We start from the raw sequence: 15,839 nt of genomic DNA on the forward strand, positions 1-15,839 counted from the left end.
TTAATGAGATAAAATCGCGGTGAATTACAACGACTCGGGCGGGAATAAAACTTCATGAGCCATATGACGGGGTTGGGGCGGGTGAGCATGGTGCTCGCGATGGTGGGAGGCATGCACGGCGCGTTCGCGCAAGGGCTGGCAGGCAGCGATTCGTCGGCGGTGCAGCCGGCGTCGGCGCCGGTGGCCGCGATTCCGGTGATCGACTCGCAGGCTCAGACGTCGGTGCAGCCGCAGGCCGGCGAGACGACTGGGCCGAGCACGGTCGACGACTTGCAGCGGCAGATCCAGGCGCATTCGCTGACGGAAATGCGCACGAGCTACAACGGCAGCTATGGCGCGAGCCTGCTGTTCAACGTCAAGGACGGTGCGTACTTCGTCGCGCTGTTCCAGCAGAAGGCGTTCTGGCGCGTGATCAAGACTTACGACGAAACGCGGGCGGAAGCGATCTATCGCGATTTCTCGCGCCAGGCCGAGCGGCTGGCCGTCGACGAACTGCGGGCGGCGAAGCTGGAATCGCAGAAGGCGCAGATGGACAAGCAGATCGAAGTCGCGCAGAACCGCGCGCGGCGCCTGCAGGCGGACATCTCGATTGCCCGGCAGCAGCAGGCGGCGGTGGCGGATCGCCAGAAGAGCGTGCGGAGCGAAACGGCGGCGCTGCAGGCGCAACAGGCCCAGCTCCAGTCGCAACTGCGGGCGTTGCAGCAGCAGGTGCGTTCGCTGCAGCGCGAGGCCAACGCGGGCCTGCCGACGACGGCACGCTGAACGCGGTAGCGGCGGTGCGGCGACGTGCCGCGCCGGTCGTACAAGTGAAAAGGGCAAGCCGGTTGGCTTGCCCTTTTTGTTTTACTGGCCGTCCGGCACGATTCGCCGGCGGCGCGTCACGATGACCGGCCCGTTGCCGCCGCGGGAATCCGACGGTGCGGCGTTGCCGGATGCGTCGCCGGTATCGCGCGGCGCGCCGTAGCTTTCGCGCGGCTCACGCGGCGCGCCATAGCCTTCGCGCGGCTCACGCGAGCCGTAACCCTCGCGCGGTTCGCGCGAACCGTAGCCTTCACGCGGCTCGCGGGAGCCGTAGCCGCCGTCGCCGCGCGATTCGCGCGGGCCGCCGTGCGAGCCGTACGGGCTGTGACCGCCGCCTTCACGGCCGCCGGGGCGACCACCGGTGCGCGGGCCGCGGGGGCCGCCGCCCGGGCGCGAGCCGCCCGTGTCGAGCTGGATCGTGGAAATCGCACGCTTGTAGATGCCTTGCAGACCCACGGGGGTGCGCAGCATCACCAGATACTGGTCGAACGACTCGATACACCCCGTCAGACGAATGCCGTTGACGAGATAGATTTCAACACGCTTACGTTCCTTGCGCGCCGAATTGATGAAGTCGTTTTGCGGATGGGATTCTGCGGGATTGGCCATTGAGGTGCGGCAGGAGCCTGCGTCAGAGAATATGTTGTGCGTGTGTGTGGCGTGTTCGTCCACATGGTGTTTGGCGGAATTCTACCTTGTTCGATAGCGAAGCGCGCAGTCGTGATTGTGTCGAACCGTAACCCACTATAGACGTTCCCGCGCATTTTCGCGATTCGGCCGAACGGCGAAAGCCGTTCGGTTACGTCGCGTTACGACTCTCGCCGCCCCGTATCACCTTGGCGCGCACACCGCGCTTACATTGGTCGCGCGAGCCGGGCGGGCCGGCTTATCAGGGATGCGGAGCATGAACAAGAGGCAAGTGGCAGGGATGATCGGGAGCATGGCGTTGCTCGTTTCGGGCAGTGCAATGGCGGGCCATGTGGACCTGTCGGTCGGCATCGGCGTACCGGTCGCGCCGGTCTATGTCGAGCCGGCGCCGGTCTATGTGGCGCCGCAACCCGCCGTCGTCGCCTATCCGGGCTATGGGTACGGCTATTACGGCGATGACGACGACGATCGCTACCGCAAGTGGCGCAAGCACTACTACAAGCACCGGCATCGGCACCACGACGACGATGACGACTGAGCCCGAAACCGGCCGGCCAGCGCGCGTCAGAACGCGTAGTCGGGGTTTTTCGGGTCGAATGCGGTGTCGTCGAGCGGCGTCGGCGCGATTTTCTCGATGACGATCCGCTCGAAGATCCTGCCGTCGTTGTCATAGGACTCGACGGTCCGGAAATAGGGTGCGTGCAGATCGAGCCCGAGCACTTCCTTTTTCGCATAGAACTGCGGCCGCCCGGTCGGCGTTTCGTAGGTGAGCGCGACGACGCGCACGCCGCCGATCGTCTTGGCTTCGACATCCGTCGGGCGCTGCACGCCGGCTTCCAGGTATTTCTTCCCTTCGGCCAGGTACAGGTTCGCGATGAATTCGGTGCCGAGGTCCTTCACCTGATGATTCGACTGGGCGCGCGCCAGCGCGCCGTCGATCGCCGTCCATAGCGGAATCTTGCCGAGCAGGCCGCCGAGGTGGCCATACATCTCGTCCTTGCGCTGGGTCGTGTCGTAGATCGTCTCCTGTCCGGCATGCGCGCCGCCCGGCAGCCATTTCGCATACACGCGCAGCGGTTCGCGGGTCGTCTTCACGAGCATGCGGTCGGGCGTGTCGGACCATTTTCCGCCGATGCGCTCCTGGCGCACCATCGTGAACTGGTAGGACGGATAGCCGTTCGGGCCGTTGCGGATGTAAAGCGGCACGGCGAGCGGGTCCAGCGCCTTGAAGAGCGCCGTGAGCGTCGCGTCGTCGAGTTGCGCGAGCGTGCCGCGCTGCGCTGCCGTGCGCAGCCAGCGCGCCTGTTGCGCGAGCGGCTCGTGCGTGACCTTCGCGAGGTCTGCCGGCAGCGCGACTTCCTGTGCCGCGCTCGCGGCGCCTGCCGTCTCCTGTGCGTGCAGTCCTGCCTGTGCGAGCGACAGCACGCCCGCGATGGCTGCCGCCGCGGCATGCCGCGCGCGGCGTTTCATTCCTTCGTTCATCGACAGCGTCTCCCGGAGCGATGGATCGTTCAGCTCTGCTTCGCGGCATTGAGTTTGGCGAGTTCCTCGTCGCGCAGCGCGCGGCGCAGGATCTTGCCGACGTTCGTCTGCGGCAGTGCGTCGCGGAACTCGACGAATTTCGGCATCTTGTAGCCGGTCAGGTTCTTGCGGCAGTGGGCGAGCACGTCCTCGGTCGTGAGCGACGGGTCGCGGCGCACGACGAACACCTTGATCCGCTCGCCCTGTACCGCGTCCGGAATGCCGATCGCCGCGGCCTCGCTGATGCCGGGATGCATCACGAGCACTTCCTCGATCTCGTTCGGATACACGTTGAAGCCCGACACGAGGATCATGTCCTTCTTGCGGTCGATGAGGCGGATGAAGCCGCGCTCGTCCATCACGCCGATGTCGCCGGTGGCGAGCCAGCCGTCGGCATCCAGCACCTTGGCCGTCTCGTCGGGGCGCTGCCAGTAGCCGCGCATCACCTGCGGGCCGTGCACGCACAGCTCGCCGGGCTCGCCGATGGCGGCCCAGGTGCCGTCCTCGCGGCGAAAGCGCACGAGGGTCGACGGCGCGGGCAGGCCGATGGAACCGCTGAACGCGGCCATGTCGTTCAGGTCCACGGGGTTCATCGTGACGATCGGCGAGCATTCGGTGAGGCCGTAGCCTTCGACCACCGGCCGGCCCGTCACTTGCTGGAAGCGCTCCGCGACCGCGCGCTGCATCGCCATCCCGCCCGCCATCGCGAGCTTGAGCTTCGAGAAGTCGCGCTTGCGGAATTCCTCGTTGTCGAGGAAAGCGTTGTACAGCGTGTTGATGCCGGTGATTCCCGTGAACGTCTCGTGGCGGATGATCTTCATCACCATCTTCATGTCGCGCGGGTTCGCGATCAGGATGTTGCGTCCGCCGAGCCCCATGAAGATGAACGCGTTCACCGTCAGCGAATAGATGTGATAGAGCGGCAGCGGCGTGAGCACGGTTTCGATCTCGCCCGACACCTGGTCGGCGATCCAGGCCTTCGCCTGCAGCAGGTTCGCGATCAGGTTGCCGTGCGTGAGCATCGCGCCTTTCGCGACGCCGGTCGTGCCGCCCGTGTACTGCAGGAACGCGAGATCGTCGCGCGTGGTCGGCACCGGCTGCGGCTTGCCGCGCGCGCCGAGCGCGAGGGCGGAGCGCAGCCGGATCGCCTGCGGCAGGTGGTAGGCCGGCACGAGCTTCTTCACGTGCTTCAGCACGAAATTGATCAGGCGTCCTTTCGCGTTGAAGCCGTCGGCGAGCAGGTCGCCGAGCGCGGTGACGACGATGTGCTTCACCTGCGTTTCGGGCAGCGCGTCCTGCAGCGTGCGCGCGAAGTTCTCGAACACGACGATCGTCTGCGCGCCGCTGTCCTTCAACTGGTGCGCGAGCTCGCGCACGGTATAGAGCGGATTCACGTTGACGACGATCGCGCCGGCCTTCAGCGCGCCGAACAGCGCGACCGGATACTGGAACGTGTTCGGCAGCATGATCGCGACGCGGTCGCCGGGCTTCACGCCGAGGCTTTGCAGATACGACGCGAACGCGTCGACCTTCCGCGCGAGCGTGCGGTAGGTCATCGACGCGCCGGCGCTCACGTAGGCGACGCGCTCGGCGAAGCGGGTCGTGCATTCGTCGAAGAACTGCACGAGCGACGCGTATTGCGTGACGTCGATCTCGTGCGGGACGCCGGGCGGGTACGACGCGTACCAGATGCCGTCGGTGTTCGGCGGAAGCTGGGCCGAGGTGGGTGCTGCGGAAGATGACATGACGTGTCTCCGGTCTTGGCTCTCGGCGAGGGCCGCGCTTCGGCGCGTGCCCATGCCCCGTGCTTCGCGGCTGGCCGGCGCGGGCGTCTCGACGCCGCGCCTGACCGCGCGTATCAATCAAATCGTGAACAGGCAGCCGCGCGTTGGCCTCGCGCGCTCAGTTCGTGGAATGCAGCGTGGCCGTCTCGGCGGTCGTCGCCGCGCACGACTGCGGCAGCCCGAACGCTTCGCTTGCGCCCGCGTCGTCGAGCACGGCCGCGAAGATCGACAGTTGCGCGCTGTCGGGCATCGGCGCCTTCAGCGCGGCGACGATCAGCGACGACAGCCGCGCGATCATCTGCACGTCGTTCATCGTGCGGCCTTGCGAGAATTCGTCGATCAGGCTTTCCGTTTCGGCGCCCGCGAGCGCGCCGGACAGCGCGCCGATCGCGAAGTGCAGCCGCCAGCCGAGCTCGGTGCGCGGCAGGTGCGGCAGCGCGCGCTGGAAGGCGTCGAAGAAGCGGCCCGCGACGCTCGCGTAGTGCGCGGTCAGGAAGTTGCGCACGAACGGCGAAGGGTCGGTGTATGCACGGCCGATCAGCCGCAGGAACCCGGGCCCGCCGCGTTCGGGGTTGCGCGACGCCTTCAGCGCCGGAATGAACATCGCGCCGAGCACGTGCTCGCAGGTGATGTGCGCACCGAGCTGCGCGTCGAAGCGGTCGAGGATGCCGAGGCGTTCCTGGTTCAACTGATCGAGCCGGCGCGACAGCATCGCGTGGATCAGCGCTTCCTTGCTGCCGAAGTGGTAGTTGACCGCGGCGAGATTGACCGCCGCGCGCGACGTGATCTGCCGCATCGACATCGCCTCGAAGCCATGTTCGATGAACAGATCCTCGGCCGCATCGAGAATGCGGGCCTTCGTCCCGCCGGTCTGCCGCGTGCCGGATGACCGGGCCCCGGACGGCCGTCCCGAAGATGGCCGCCCCTCCTGACTTACTGCCATGTTCCGCCTCCCATGCCGGTTTCCCGGCCGCGAACAGGTGATTTTGATTGTTCGATTCAAACAGTCGTTTTTATTAAGATAAAAAAACGCGGGTGGAGGGGGCAAGCGCGGAATCTGGACCAATTCCTCTAGTTCGATGTGCAGGTGCGGAAAGCGCGGCATCCGCTCGCGGCCGGGCGGGGCGCGAGCGATGATGCGGTGCCGCAACATGCGGGTTCACGCGACCGTGCTACGCGTATTGACCGATTGCGTCATGTCGATGCCGCGCCGTTCGCGGCTGAACAGGATCAGCACCGCGATCGCGACGGCGACGATGCCGGCCACGAGCGCCAGCGCGAAGCCGTAATTGTTGTCGTTCGATACGGCGAGCGACGCCTGCATCGTCGCGTTGCCCGACGCGAGCAGGTTGCCGAGCTGGTAGACGACGCCGGGGAAGGTCGCGCGGATTTCGTCGGGCGAGATCTCGTTCAGGTGAACCGGTATCACGCCCCACGCGCCCTGTACCGAGATCTGCATCAGGAACGCGCCGGCGGCGAGCGCGATCGCGCCGCTCGAGAACGCCCACAGCGGCAGCACGGGCAGCGCGATCAGCGCGGCGATGAAGATCGCGCGACGCCGGCCGATCCGCTCCGAGATCGCGCCGAACGCCAGGCCGCCGACGATCGCGCCGACGTTCAGCACGATCGTGATCCATGACACGGTATGCGGATCGAAGTGATGCTGTTCGCGCAGGAAGGTCGGATAGAGATCCTGCGTGCCATGCGAGAAGAAGTTGAATGCGGTCATCAGCACGATCGCGTAGAGCGTGACTTTCCAGTTCTGCTTCAGCGTGGCGCCGAGGCTCGGGCGCGCTCGCTTCTCCATCTGTTTCCACGCCGGCGATTCGGGCACGTGCGCGCGCACGTACAGCACGAGCAGCGCGGGCAGCACGCCGACCATGAACATCCCGCGCCAGCCGATGTATTGGTAGAACAGGCCGAACACGACCGACGCGAGCAGATAGCCGCTCGGATAGCCGGCCTGCAGCAGCCCGGACACGACGCCGCGCGCGTGGGTCGGCACGGTTTCCATGGTCAGTGCGGACCCGACGCCCCATTCGCCGCCCATCGCGATGCCGAACAGCGCGCGCAGCACGAGCAGCGCGGTCAGGCTCGGCGCGAAACCCGACGCAAGCTCGAGCAGCGAATAGCACGCGATGTTGACCATCAGCGTCGGGCGGCGACCGAAGCGATCGGCGAGCCGGCCGAAGATCAGCGCGCCGAGCGGGCGCATCGCGAGCGTGAGCGTGAGCGCGAACGCGACGGCGGGGATCGTCGACGCGAATTCAGCGGCAATGTCCTTCAGCACGAAAACCATCAGGAAAAAATCGAACGCATCGAGCGTCCAGCCCAGGTAGGCGGCGATCGTGACGTTGCGTTGCTCGCGGGTCCAGCTCATGTCCGGGTCTCCTCGTTGGCTTGCGCGCTCGCGACAGGCATGCGGATGCCGGCCCGCTCGCGCGCGATGCGGGGCGCACTGATCGAGTGTAGGCTTGCGCACCGCGCGACGTGGGGCGCGATACGCCCGAATCGGGAATAATCCCTACGAAATGCACTGTTTCGGAAACGGAAACGGCACCGCGCGAGGCACGCGACAGGTGCCTGTATCATTCTGGAAGGCTTTTTGTATCAGTTCTGTAATGCATTCGATGCGCATCGTCACCGAATCAGGAGTCCGGATGAACGACCATTCCGCCGCCCCGTTGCCCGCGCTCGAAACCGCGAGGCTGTGGCTGCGTCCACGTGTGCTGGCCGATCTCGATGCATGCCTCGAGATGGATCGCGATCCCGAGGTCACGCGGCATATCGCGGGCCCGTGGCACGACCCCGTCGAGCATCGCCGCTTCGTCACGCATCGGATCACGCGCGATTATCCGCCGGGCCTCGGTTACTGGTCGATCTTCGAGAAGGCCGCGCCCGAGGTGTTCGTCGGCTGGATCCTGCTGATTCCCGACTACAAGGACGGCTCGCGCGACGTCGAGATCGGCTGGCGGCTCGTGCGGGCGACGTGGGGGCGCGGCATCGCGAGCGAAGCCGCGGCGGCCGTCGTGCGGCACGCGTTCGATACCTTGCGCCTGCCGCGCGTGATCGCCGATATCGCGGAGGCCAACGGCGGCTCGCTGAACGTGGCGCGCAAGCTCGGCATGCGGCGTGTGAGCGTCGTGCACGATGGCATTCCTTACATTCGTCATCGCCTCGAACGCGACGATTTGCGCGCGTAGCGCGGCGTCGCGCACGTGGCGGATGTCGGAGATCGTCAACCGGATGCGTATCGCGGTCGTGATGGATCAACGGTTCGCGCGATCACGCGTAAGGCGCTGACGGGGCTCGAGGACGATCCGCCCCGACGCCGACTCGCCGCAGCCCGATCATTTCGCGGCGCTTGACGCACCGCCCGCGCCGCGCGTCGGCGCCGTCTATTGCGAAAGCGCGGCGCCGGCGCCGGCGCCGGTGCGCTCGATCATGCCGGCCACTTCCGCGGCCGTCGGCGCATAGGCGCCCGCATGCTCGCAGACGACGGCCGCGCAAGCGGCCGCGTAGCGCAGATGCTCGGCGGCCGACGCGTCGGGCCGGGCGAGCTGGCTCGCGAGCCAGCCGCCGATGCTCGCGTCGCCACAGCCGACCGTGTCGGCGACCTCGGTCGGGAACGCGGGCTGGAACAGCACGGTATCGCGATGCAGCAGTTGCATGCCGGCTGCGCCGCGCGTGACGAGCATCGTCGCGTCGGGTGCCCATGCACGCAGTTGCGCGAGCGCGGCCGCTTCGTCGAGTTCGGGAAAGAGCCCGCGCAGGTCTTCGTCGGATACCTTGATCCAGTCGGCGAGCGCGCTCAGCTGGTGCAGCGTGTCGCGGTACGACGGCGTGGCCATCGGCGCGCGGAAGTTCGGATCGAACGAGATCCGCTTGCCGGCCGCCCGCGCGGCCTGCGCGAGTTCGATCAGGCGCGACGCGAGCGGCTCGCGCACGACGCCGAGCGAGCCGACGTGCACGATGTCGGCCGCGTCGAAGGCGCCGGCCGGCAAGTCGGCCGGATCGAACGCGAGATCGGCGCTGTTTTCGCCGATGAAGAAATAGTGGGGCGGCTGCTTCGACACGACCATCGCAAGTAGCGGTGCGCGGTCGACCTGCCGGATGAAGCGCATGTCGAGCCCCGCGTCGGCGCTCTTGCGCATCAGCTCGTCGCCGAAGGTATCGCGGCTGACCGTGCCGGCAAAGGCGGTCGGCACGCCGAGCCGCGCGCCGACGCGCGCGACGTTCCAGCACGAGCCGCCGGCGATGCTGCGCCAGTGCTGCGCGTCGTCGCGGATGAAGTCGGTCAGCGCTTCGCCGAACACGATCAGGCGGGGAAACGTCGTCGTCATGGGGAAACCTTGTGCCGCGGCATCGCACGCGGCCGTACAGCGGTTGATCTGAACAGGCGGGCAGTGCCGGCCGTCGCGCGCGCAGACGCGGCCCGGCACCGCCCGGCCTCGCGGGCGGGCGGCGCGGTCGCCGCGATCAGCGCGGGGAGCTCCAGCCCTTGTAGGTCTTCACGTTGTCGCGCGTGACGAGCGTCGGCTCGATCAGGATCATCGGATTGGCCGGCTTCTGGCCGTTCATGATCCCGTAGCCGACGTTGACCGCCTGCTGCGCCATCGCCCACGGATCCTGGCTCGACGACGCCTGCACGAGCGTGTTCGACTTCAGCGCCACCTCGATGTCGGGCGCGCCGTCGACCGACGTGATCACGATGTTCGGGCGGTTCAGCTGCTTCGCCGCGAGATCGGTGCCGATCGCCTGCGGGTCGTTGATCGTGAACACGCCGTCGAGCTTCGGAAAGCGCGTCAGGTAGCCCTGCATCGCATTCATCCCGCCTTCGCGCGAGCCCTTGCCGTCCTGGTCGCTCGACAGCAGCTTGATGCCCGGGTTCTTCGCGAGCACGGTCTTGCAGCCGTTCACGCGGTCGATCACGGCCGACACCTGCGGGCCGTTCTCGATGATCACGTTGCCCTTGCCGTTCAGCTTCTTCGCGAGGTAGTCGCACGCGAGTTCGCCGGCCTTCACGTTGTTGGTCTGCACGGTCGCGTTCGCGCCGGCCGCCGCGACGTCCACCGCGACGACCGTGATGCCGGCCGCCTGCGCCTTCTTCACCGCCGGCTCGATCGCCTTCGGGTCGGTCGCGTTGAGCAGGATCATGTCGACGTGCGCGGAGATGAAGTTGTCGATCTGCGTGAACTGCTTGTTCAGGTCGTAGTCGGCCGATACGGCCGTGACTTTCGCATTCGGGTTGAGCTGCTTCGCGCGCGCTTCGGCGCCCTTCACGATCGTGACGAAGTACGGATTGCCGAGCGACCCGACCGTGACGCCGATCGATTTCAGCGGCTTGTCGGCTGCCTGGGCGGCGGTGGCGCCGAAGGCGAGTGCGCAGGCGACGGCGGTCAGGGCGGCGGTGTGCTTGAACATGTCGTTGTGTCTCCGAGAGGTCTGTTGGCGAACGGGCGCAGGAGGACCTGCCTGCGCCGCGATGGTGGAACGGTAAGGAATGCGCGGTGAGGCAAGCGTGTCAGGTACGGGCCGAGTCGCGCTGGCGATAGCGGTCGAGCGCGACCGCGCCGATGATCACCAGCCCCTTGATGATGTACTGCCAGATGTCGGACACGCCGAGCAGCACAAGGCCGTTGGTCAGCACCGCGATGATCAGCGCGCCGATCAGCGTGCCGACGATCGAACCGACGCCGCCGACGAAGCTCGTGCCGCCGAGGATCACCGCGGCGATCGCATCGAGCTCGTACGACTGGCCGAGCTGCAGGCCGTTGGCCGCATACAGGCGCGCGGCCGACATCACCGCGCCGAGGCCCGCGAGCAGGCCCGACGCCGCATACACGAACATCTGGATCGCCCGCACGTTGATGCCCGACAGGCGCGCGGCTTCGGGGTTGCCGCCGACCGAATAGATGCGCATCCCGAGCACCGTGCGGCGCAGGATGAACCACGAGATCGCGATCACCGCGCACGCGATCACGACGAGCCACGGCACGCCTAGGATCGAGCCGTTGCCGATGAACGCGAACGGCAGTTGCGGATTGAACACGGTCGTGTCGTTGCCGATCAGGCGCGCGACGCCGCGTACGGCCGTCATCGCGCCGAGCGTGACGATGAACGGCGGCAGGCGCAGGAACGAGATCAGCCCGCCGTTGATCGCGCCGAACACGAGGCCGACGGCGAGCGCGAACGGCACGCCGAGCCAGCCCCAGCCGGGAATGGTCGACGCGATGAGCGCCGCGACGGCCGCGGCGGCGAGCACCGAGCCGACCGACAGGTCGATGCCGCCCGTCAGGATCACGAACGTCATGCCGGCGGCGAGCACGATGTTGATCGACGCCTGCTGCGTGACGATCGACAGGTTCTGCCACGTGAAGAAGCCGTCGGTCAGGAAGCCGAAGCCGACGCACAGGACCAGCAGCACCGGCAGCATGCCGGCCGTGCGGATCAGCGATTGCATGCGGGCGCGATGATCGGCGCCGCGCATCAGGGGCGTGCGGTTGGCGACCGGTTGGGCGGTCGCGGAAGCGAGGTTCCGCTGCTTGGTCGGGTTGATCATTTCGGTAGCCTGAAGGTAAGAGTGAAATGAAAAGGGCGGCTCAGTGCGCGTCGGCCAGTTCGGCCTGCGAGCCGGTGGCGAGCGCGATGATGGCTTCCTGCGTAATCGGCGTATGCGTGTGTCCGCCGAGTTCGCCCGCGATCTCGCCTTCGCGCATCACGAGCACGCGATCGGCGACGCCGATGATTTCCGGCAGCTCGCTGGAGATCACGATCACGCCCACGCCAGCGCGGGCCAGTTCGTTGATGATCCGGTAGATCTCGGATTTCGCGCCGATGTCCACGCCGCGTGTCGGTTCGTCGAGGATCAGCACGCGCGGCTTCGTCTCGAGCAGGCGCGACAGCAGCACTTTCTGCTGGTTGCCGCCCGACAGCGCGCCGACGTTGACGTTCGCGTGCGGGACGCGGATCGACAGCGATGCGATGGCGTCGCGCGCACGTTCGGCGCCGCGCGCGAGGTCGAGCGCGCCGAGCCGGGCATCGCGGTTGCACACCGAGATGTTGATGTTGTCGCGCACGCTCATGTCGAGGAACAGGCCCTGGCGCTTGCGGTCTTCCGTCAGGTAGACGAGGCCCGCGTCGATCGCGTCGCGCGGCGAGTGCGCGCCGAACGTGCGCTCGCCGAGCTTCACGTCGCCGCGCACGCGCGGCTCGGCCCCGAAGATCAGCCGCGCGAGCTCGGTGCGGCCCGCGCCGACGAGCCCCGCGATGCCGAGCACCTCGCCTGCGTGCAGATCGAGGCTGCAGCCGCGCACGCGCGCGCCGTCGGCGATGTCGCGGACCGACAGCAGCAGGTGGCCGGGGTCGTACGGCGCGTGTTCCTTCTTGTAGAAACCGGAGATGTCGCGGCCGACCATCATCCCGACGAGCCGGTCGGCCGACAGCGCCTCGCGCTCCAGCGTGCCGACGTACGTGCCGTCGCGCAGCACCGACACGCGATCGGACAGCTCGTAGATCTCCGCCATCCGGTGGCTGATGTAGATGATCGCGAGACCTTCCTCGCGCAACTGGCGGATCAGTCGGAACAGGTGTTCGGTTTCGCGCGACGACAGCGGCGTGGTCGGCTCGTCCATCACGAGGATCCGGGCGCGGGTGTGCACGGCGCGCGCGATTTCGACGAGCTGCTGTTCGGCGATCGACAGCGTGTCGACGAGCGTGTCGGGCCCGAACGGGGCGCCCAGGCGCGCGAGCACGTCCTGGCAGCCGCGCGCCATCGCCGCGCGGTCGATCGTGCCCCAGCGCCGGTTGCCGCGGCGCAGTTCGCGGCCGACGTAGATGTTTTCCGCGACGGTCAGGTTCGGCGACAGGCACAGCTCCTGGTAGATCACCGCGACGCCGGCATCGCGCGCGGCGAGCGGGCCGTCGATGTCGATGCGTTCGCCGTCGATCAGGATCTCGCCGCCGGCATCGGCGCGGTATGCGCCCGACAGGATCTTCATCAGCGTCGACTTGCCTGCGCCGTTCTCGCCCATCAGCGAATGGATCTCGCCCGGATAGACGGTCAGGCTGACGTTGTCGAGCGCGCGTACGGCCGGGAACGTCTTGCTGATCCCGCGCATTTCGAGCAGCGGACGGGGCGACTCAGAACGCGACATGGTGGACCTCCTGCGAATCGGTGCGGGCGCCCTTGAGGATGCCGGCCCGCGGGGAGAAGTTGAAAAACATCGGCAGCGTGGCGGCGCCGATCGCGCCGGCGTCGGCGCCGAACGTGCCGCGTACGAGCACCGGCGTGCCGCGCGCCTCGGGCGCGGTGGCCACGAGCGCAGCGCGCAGGCGGGTCGTGACCGCGTCGAGCAGGCCCGCGTCGGTGTCGGCATCGATCACGACCACCGGTGCGTCGATCACGCACAGGACCGCGCGCAACGCCGGCGCGAGCGCGTCGACGCAGTCGTCGATCCATTCGTCGACGGCCGGCAGGCCGCGGGCGATGCATGTTTCGAGATCGGCGCGGTTCTCGACCGTCTCGCCGTGATGGCGCAGGTGGCGCACGAGCGCATGCAGCGATGCGCGTGCGAGCAGGATGTCCCACGGGCCGCGCGGCGGCGGCGCGGAGGCCAGCCGGCTCGGCGGCACCGGAATCACCGCGATGTCGCCCGCATTGCCGGTCACGCCGCGCAGGCAGTCGCCGTCGATCGCGATGCCGCCGCCGATCGCCGGCCCGATGAACAGGTAGACGAAGTCGTCGCACTGCCGGCCGTACCCGTAGAACAGTTCGGCGATCGCGGCCGCGTTGCCGTCGTTTTCGCCGAACACGGGCAGAGACAGCGTGCGGCCGAGGTCGGCCGCGAAATCGACGTCTTCCCAGGCGTGAAACGTGTCGGGCGCGAGACCGAGCTCGCGCATCCACGCGCCGAGGTTGTACGGCTGCGCGACGCCGACGCCGGTCAGGCGCGCGCGTTCATGGTCGGGGAGCAGGGCCTGCATCGCGTCGATGTCGCGACGCACGATTTCGAGCACGTCGGCGGGCGGGGGCAGCAGCGTGTCGTGCGAGCGGCGGCCGAGCACGTCGCCGGCGAAGTTGACGAGCGCCGTCTCGATGCGCATGCGGTCGAGATGGACGCCAATGCCGAACGCGCCGCGCGGATCGAGACGGATCAGCGAAGCGGGTTGGCCGCGCTGGCCTTCGGTGCGGCCGGCGAACTGGATCAGCTTCGCGTCGGCGAGCGATGCGATGATGCTGCCGACCGCCGTACCCGTCATGCTCGCGAGACGGGCGAGATCGGCCTTCGATGCGCTGCCCGCGCGGCGCAGCGTCTTCAGCAGCAGGCGCTCGTTGTAACGGCGCACGTTGGCCGAATTGCTTCCCTGGCCGAAGTGCGGGCTTCTCATGGCGTCTCCTTCCATGGCGCGCCGTTCGGCGGCGCATTAAATAAATCACGTTGATTTATTTAACCGCGTGAGCGGCGACCTGTCAGCCTAGGGAAATCCCGGTTGCGGCCGGGAAGGCGCGCCGGGCAGGGCACACGCGGCTCGCCGCGCGGCCGGGAATTTCGGATTTGTCTGGTGAAAGTGGGGCCGGCCGCGCGTCGCGATTGTCGCTCGGGCCTGCATGCGCCGGGCTTGCAAGCGCAGCCTTTTGAGTCCTCGCGCAAAGCGCGCAGGCGCTTTGCTTCCTGGGCTTGAAATGAAAAAGGCCGGCTAGAAGCCGACCTTTTTAAAAACATATGGTGCCCAGGAGAGGACTCGAACCTCCACGATGTTGCCACCGCTAGGACCTGAACCTAGTGCGTCTACCAATTCCGCCACCTGGGCACGTTTCGCTTGCTGCGATGCGAAAGACCGAAATTATAGCGTGCTGATTGAGCCTGTCAACATAATTTCATTCGCGACGATAAAAATATTGCGCCGCGAGGCCGTCACGCGCCGACCGGTTCCGCACGCTTCGCGGTGAAATTCCAGCGCTGCGCCTGGCTTGTATCGACGCGGGCGGGTAGCAGTCCAGCCGCCAGGAACGTATCGGCGATCTTCTGCTGTTCGCCGAAGTTTTGCGTGGTCACCGCGCGGACGAGGTAACTGCGTCGCGCATTCGCCCGCGCGATCGTCGCGGCATCGAGCCCCCAGATCGGTGCGAGCGTGTTCGCGGCCTCCTGCGGATGGTCGCGCAGCCACGCGCCGGCCAGCGACAGTTGGTCGAACAGAATCTGGACGACGTCGGGGCGCGCGGCGGCAAAGCTGCTCGATGCAAGGTAATAGCGCTGGTACGACGCGAGTCCGTTGCCGTCGGCCAGGATCCGTACGTCGGGATTCCGGTCGACCGACGCGACATAGGGGTCCCACGTGATCCATGCGTCCACGCTGCCGCGCTCGAACGCGGCGCGGCCGTCCGCGGGCGTCAGGTAATGGATCGCCACCTCGGCGGGCGCGAGCTTCGCGCGTGCGAGCGCGGCAAGCAGCAGGTAGTGGCTGCCGGCCGCCTTGGTGACCGCGATACGCCGGCCCTTGAGATCGGCGAGCGTGCGCAGCGCGCTGTCCTGCTTGACGACGATCGCCTGCGCTTTCGGCGAAGGCGCCTCCTGCGCGACGTACACGAAATGCGCATGCGCGGCCTGTGCGAAGACCGGGACCGTATCGGCCACATCGGCACTGAAGTCGACGGCGCCGACATTGAGCGCTTCGGTCAGCGGCAATCCGCTCGCGAATTCATGCCATGACACGCGCAGGCCGATCGGCGTCAGCGCCTGCTCGAGCGTGCCGCGCGTCTTGAGCAGCGTGATCAGCGTCGACGACTTCTGGTAGCCGATGCGCAATGTGCCCGGCGCATTCTCGGCGTGCGCGCGGACGCCGGCGGCAGCGAGGCCTGCGGCCAGCATTGCGCGTGCGAACGCGCGGCGGTTCATCGACGTCATGAAGGGGGCTCCTCGTTGGATGCGTTGAAAGCGAGGCGGCTAACGTAACAACGGGAGAGGGTGATTGATAACCGATAAATTCTGCTATCGATCGGAGCGGCCGACATAAGGGCCGAAGACAGGCGCTTTGCTTCCTGGGCTTGAAATGAAAAAGGCCGGCTTAGAAGCCGACCTTTTT

14 protein-coding genes and 1 tRNA gene are annotated in these 15,839 nt (G+C 67.3%); 3 read left to right on the forward strand and 12 right to left on the reverse strand.

Translation table 11 applies throughout. The features are described from left to right. Positions 1 to 54: 54 nt before the first annotated feature. A complete protein-coding gene (locus CFB35_RS07560; protein WP_059575718.1) occupies positions 55 to 762 on the forward strand; it encodes a DUF2968 domain-containing protein in 708 nt (235 codons plus the stop codon). Between the two features lie 81 nt (positions 763 to 843). On the opposite strand, the gene hfq is transcribed toward CFB35_RS07560, so the two are convergent. Further along, complete coding sequence (hfq, locus tag CFB35_RS07565) at positions 844 to 1,410, reverse strand: RNA chaperone Hfq (protein ID WP_012492570.1); 567 nt, start codon at positions 1,408 to 1,410, stop codon at positions 844 to 846. Between the two features lie 295 nt (positions 1,411 to 1,705). Between hfq and CFB35_RS07570 the strand changes: the two genes are divergently transcribed. Next, a complete protein-coding gene (locus tag CFB35_RS07570; protein ID WP_059638786.1) occupies positions 1,706 to 1,987 on the forward strand; it encodes a hypothetical protein in 282 nt (93 codons plus the stop codon). Between the two features lie 26 nt (positions 1,988 to 2,013). Here CFB35_RS07570 and CFB35_RS07575 read toward each other — a convergent pair whose 3' ends face one another. The 4 genes from CFB35_RS07575 to CFB35_RS07590 form a co-directional block, all read right to left on the reverse strand. Next, complete coding sequence (locus tag CFB35_RS07575; RefSeq protein ID WP_089464720.1) at positions 2,014 to 2,931, reverse strand: DUF1571 domain-containing protein; 918 nt, start codon at positions 2,929 to 2,931, stop codon at positions 2,014 to 2,016. Between the two features lie 29 nt (positions 2,932 to 2,960). After that, positions 2,961 to 4,715, reverse strand: a complete 1,755-nt coding sequence (locus tag CFB35_RS07580) for an AMP-binding protein (protein WP_059638784.1) — start codon at positions 4,713 to 4,715, stop codon at positions 2,961 to 2,963. Between the two features lie 157 nt (positions 4,716 to 4,872). After that, positions 4,873 to 5,697 (reverse strand): TetR/AcrR family transcriptional regulator, encoded by an 825-nt coding sequence (locus CFB35_RS07585; protein ID WP_059575710.1) that lies wholly within the window; start codon positions 5,695 to 5,697, stop codon positions 4,873 to 4,875. Positions 5,698 to 5,913: 216 nt separating this feature from the next. Beyond that, entirely contained in the window at positions 5,914 to 7,134 is a 1,221-nt protein-coding gene (locus CFB35_RS07590) for an MFS transporter (protein WP_089464721.1), read from the reverse strand. Between the two features lie 280 nt (positions 7,135 to 7,414). Between CFB35_RS07590 and CFB35_RS07595 the strand changes: the two genes are divergently transcribed. Then, positions 7,415 to 7,957, forward strand: coding sequence for a GNAT family N-acetyltransferase (locus tag CFB35_RS07595; protein ID WP_060010065.1), 543 nt, complete (start codon positions 7,415 to 7,417; stop codon positions 7,955 to 7,957). Between the two features lie 195 nt (positions 7,958 to 8,152). On the opposite strand, the gene CFB35_RS07600 is transcribed toward CFB35_RS07595, so the two are convergent. The 7 genes from CFB35_RS07600 to CFB35_RS07630 form a co-directional block, all read right to left on the reverse strand. After that, positions 8,153 to 9,097 carry a carbohydrate kinase gene (locus CFB35_RS07600; RefSeq protein ID WP_089464722.1) on the reverse strand — a complete coding sequence of 315 codons (945 nt, stop codon included), beginning with the start codon at positions 9,095 to 9,097 and terminating at the stop codon, positions 8,153 to 8,155. A gap of 136 nt (positions 9,098 to 9,233) precedes the next feature. Further along, positions 9,234 to 10,178, reverse strand: a complete 945-nt coding sequence (locus CFB35_RS07605) for an ABC transporter substrate-binding protein (protein ID WP_059575703.1) — start codon at positions 10,176 to 10,178, stop codon at positions 9,234 to 9,236. 100 nt (positions 10,179 to 10,278) lie between these two features. After that, positions 10,279 to 11,316: a ribose ABC transporter permease gene (locus CFB35_RS07610; protein WP_059575701.1), complete on the reverse strand. Its 1,038-nt coding sequence runs from the start codon at positions 11,314 to 11,316 to the stop codon at positions 10,279 to 10,281. A 40-nt stretch (positions 11,317 to 11,356) separates the two neighbouring features. Continuing rightward, on the reverse strand, positions 11,357 to 12,910 hold the full coding sequence (locus CFB35_RS07615; RefSeq protein WP_059575699.1) for a sugar ABC transporter ATP-binding protein: 1,554 nt from the start codon (positions 12,908 to 12,910) through the stop codon (positions 11,357 to 11,359). Further along, positions 12,897 to 14,144, reverse strand: coding sequence for an ROK family protein (locus CFB35_RS07620; protein WP_059575960.1), 1,248 nt, complete (start codon positions 14,142 to 14,144; stop codon positions 12,897 to 12,899). The genes CFB35_RS07615 and CFB35_RS07620 overlap by 14 nt, the downstream gene beginning before the upstream one ends. 336 nt (positions 14,145 to 14,480) lie before the next feature. Next, positions 14,481 to 14,567 (reverse strand) — tRNA-Leu (locus tag CFB35_RS07625). A 104-nt stretch (positions 14,568 to 14,671) separates the two neighbouring features. Further along, entirely contained in the window at positions 14,672 to 15,661 is a 990-nt protein-coding gene (locus tag CFB35_RS07630; RefSeq protein ID WP_059575696.1) for an aliphatic sulfonate ABC transporter substrate-binding protein, read from the reverse strand. Positions 15,662 to 15,839 lie beyond the last annotated feature (178 nt).

It is taken from the genome of Burkholderia sp. AU16482 (assembly GCF_002223285.1).
Classification (GTDB): domain Bacteria; phylum Pseudomonadota; class Gammaproteobacteria; order Burkholderiales; family Burkholderiaceae; genus Burkholderia; species Burkholderia semiarida.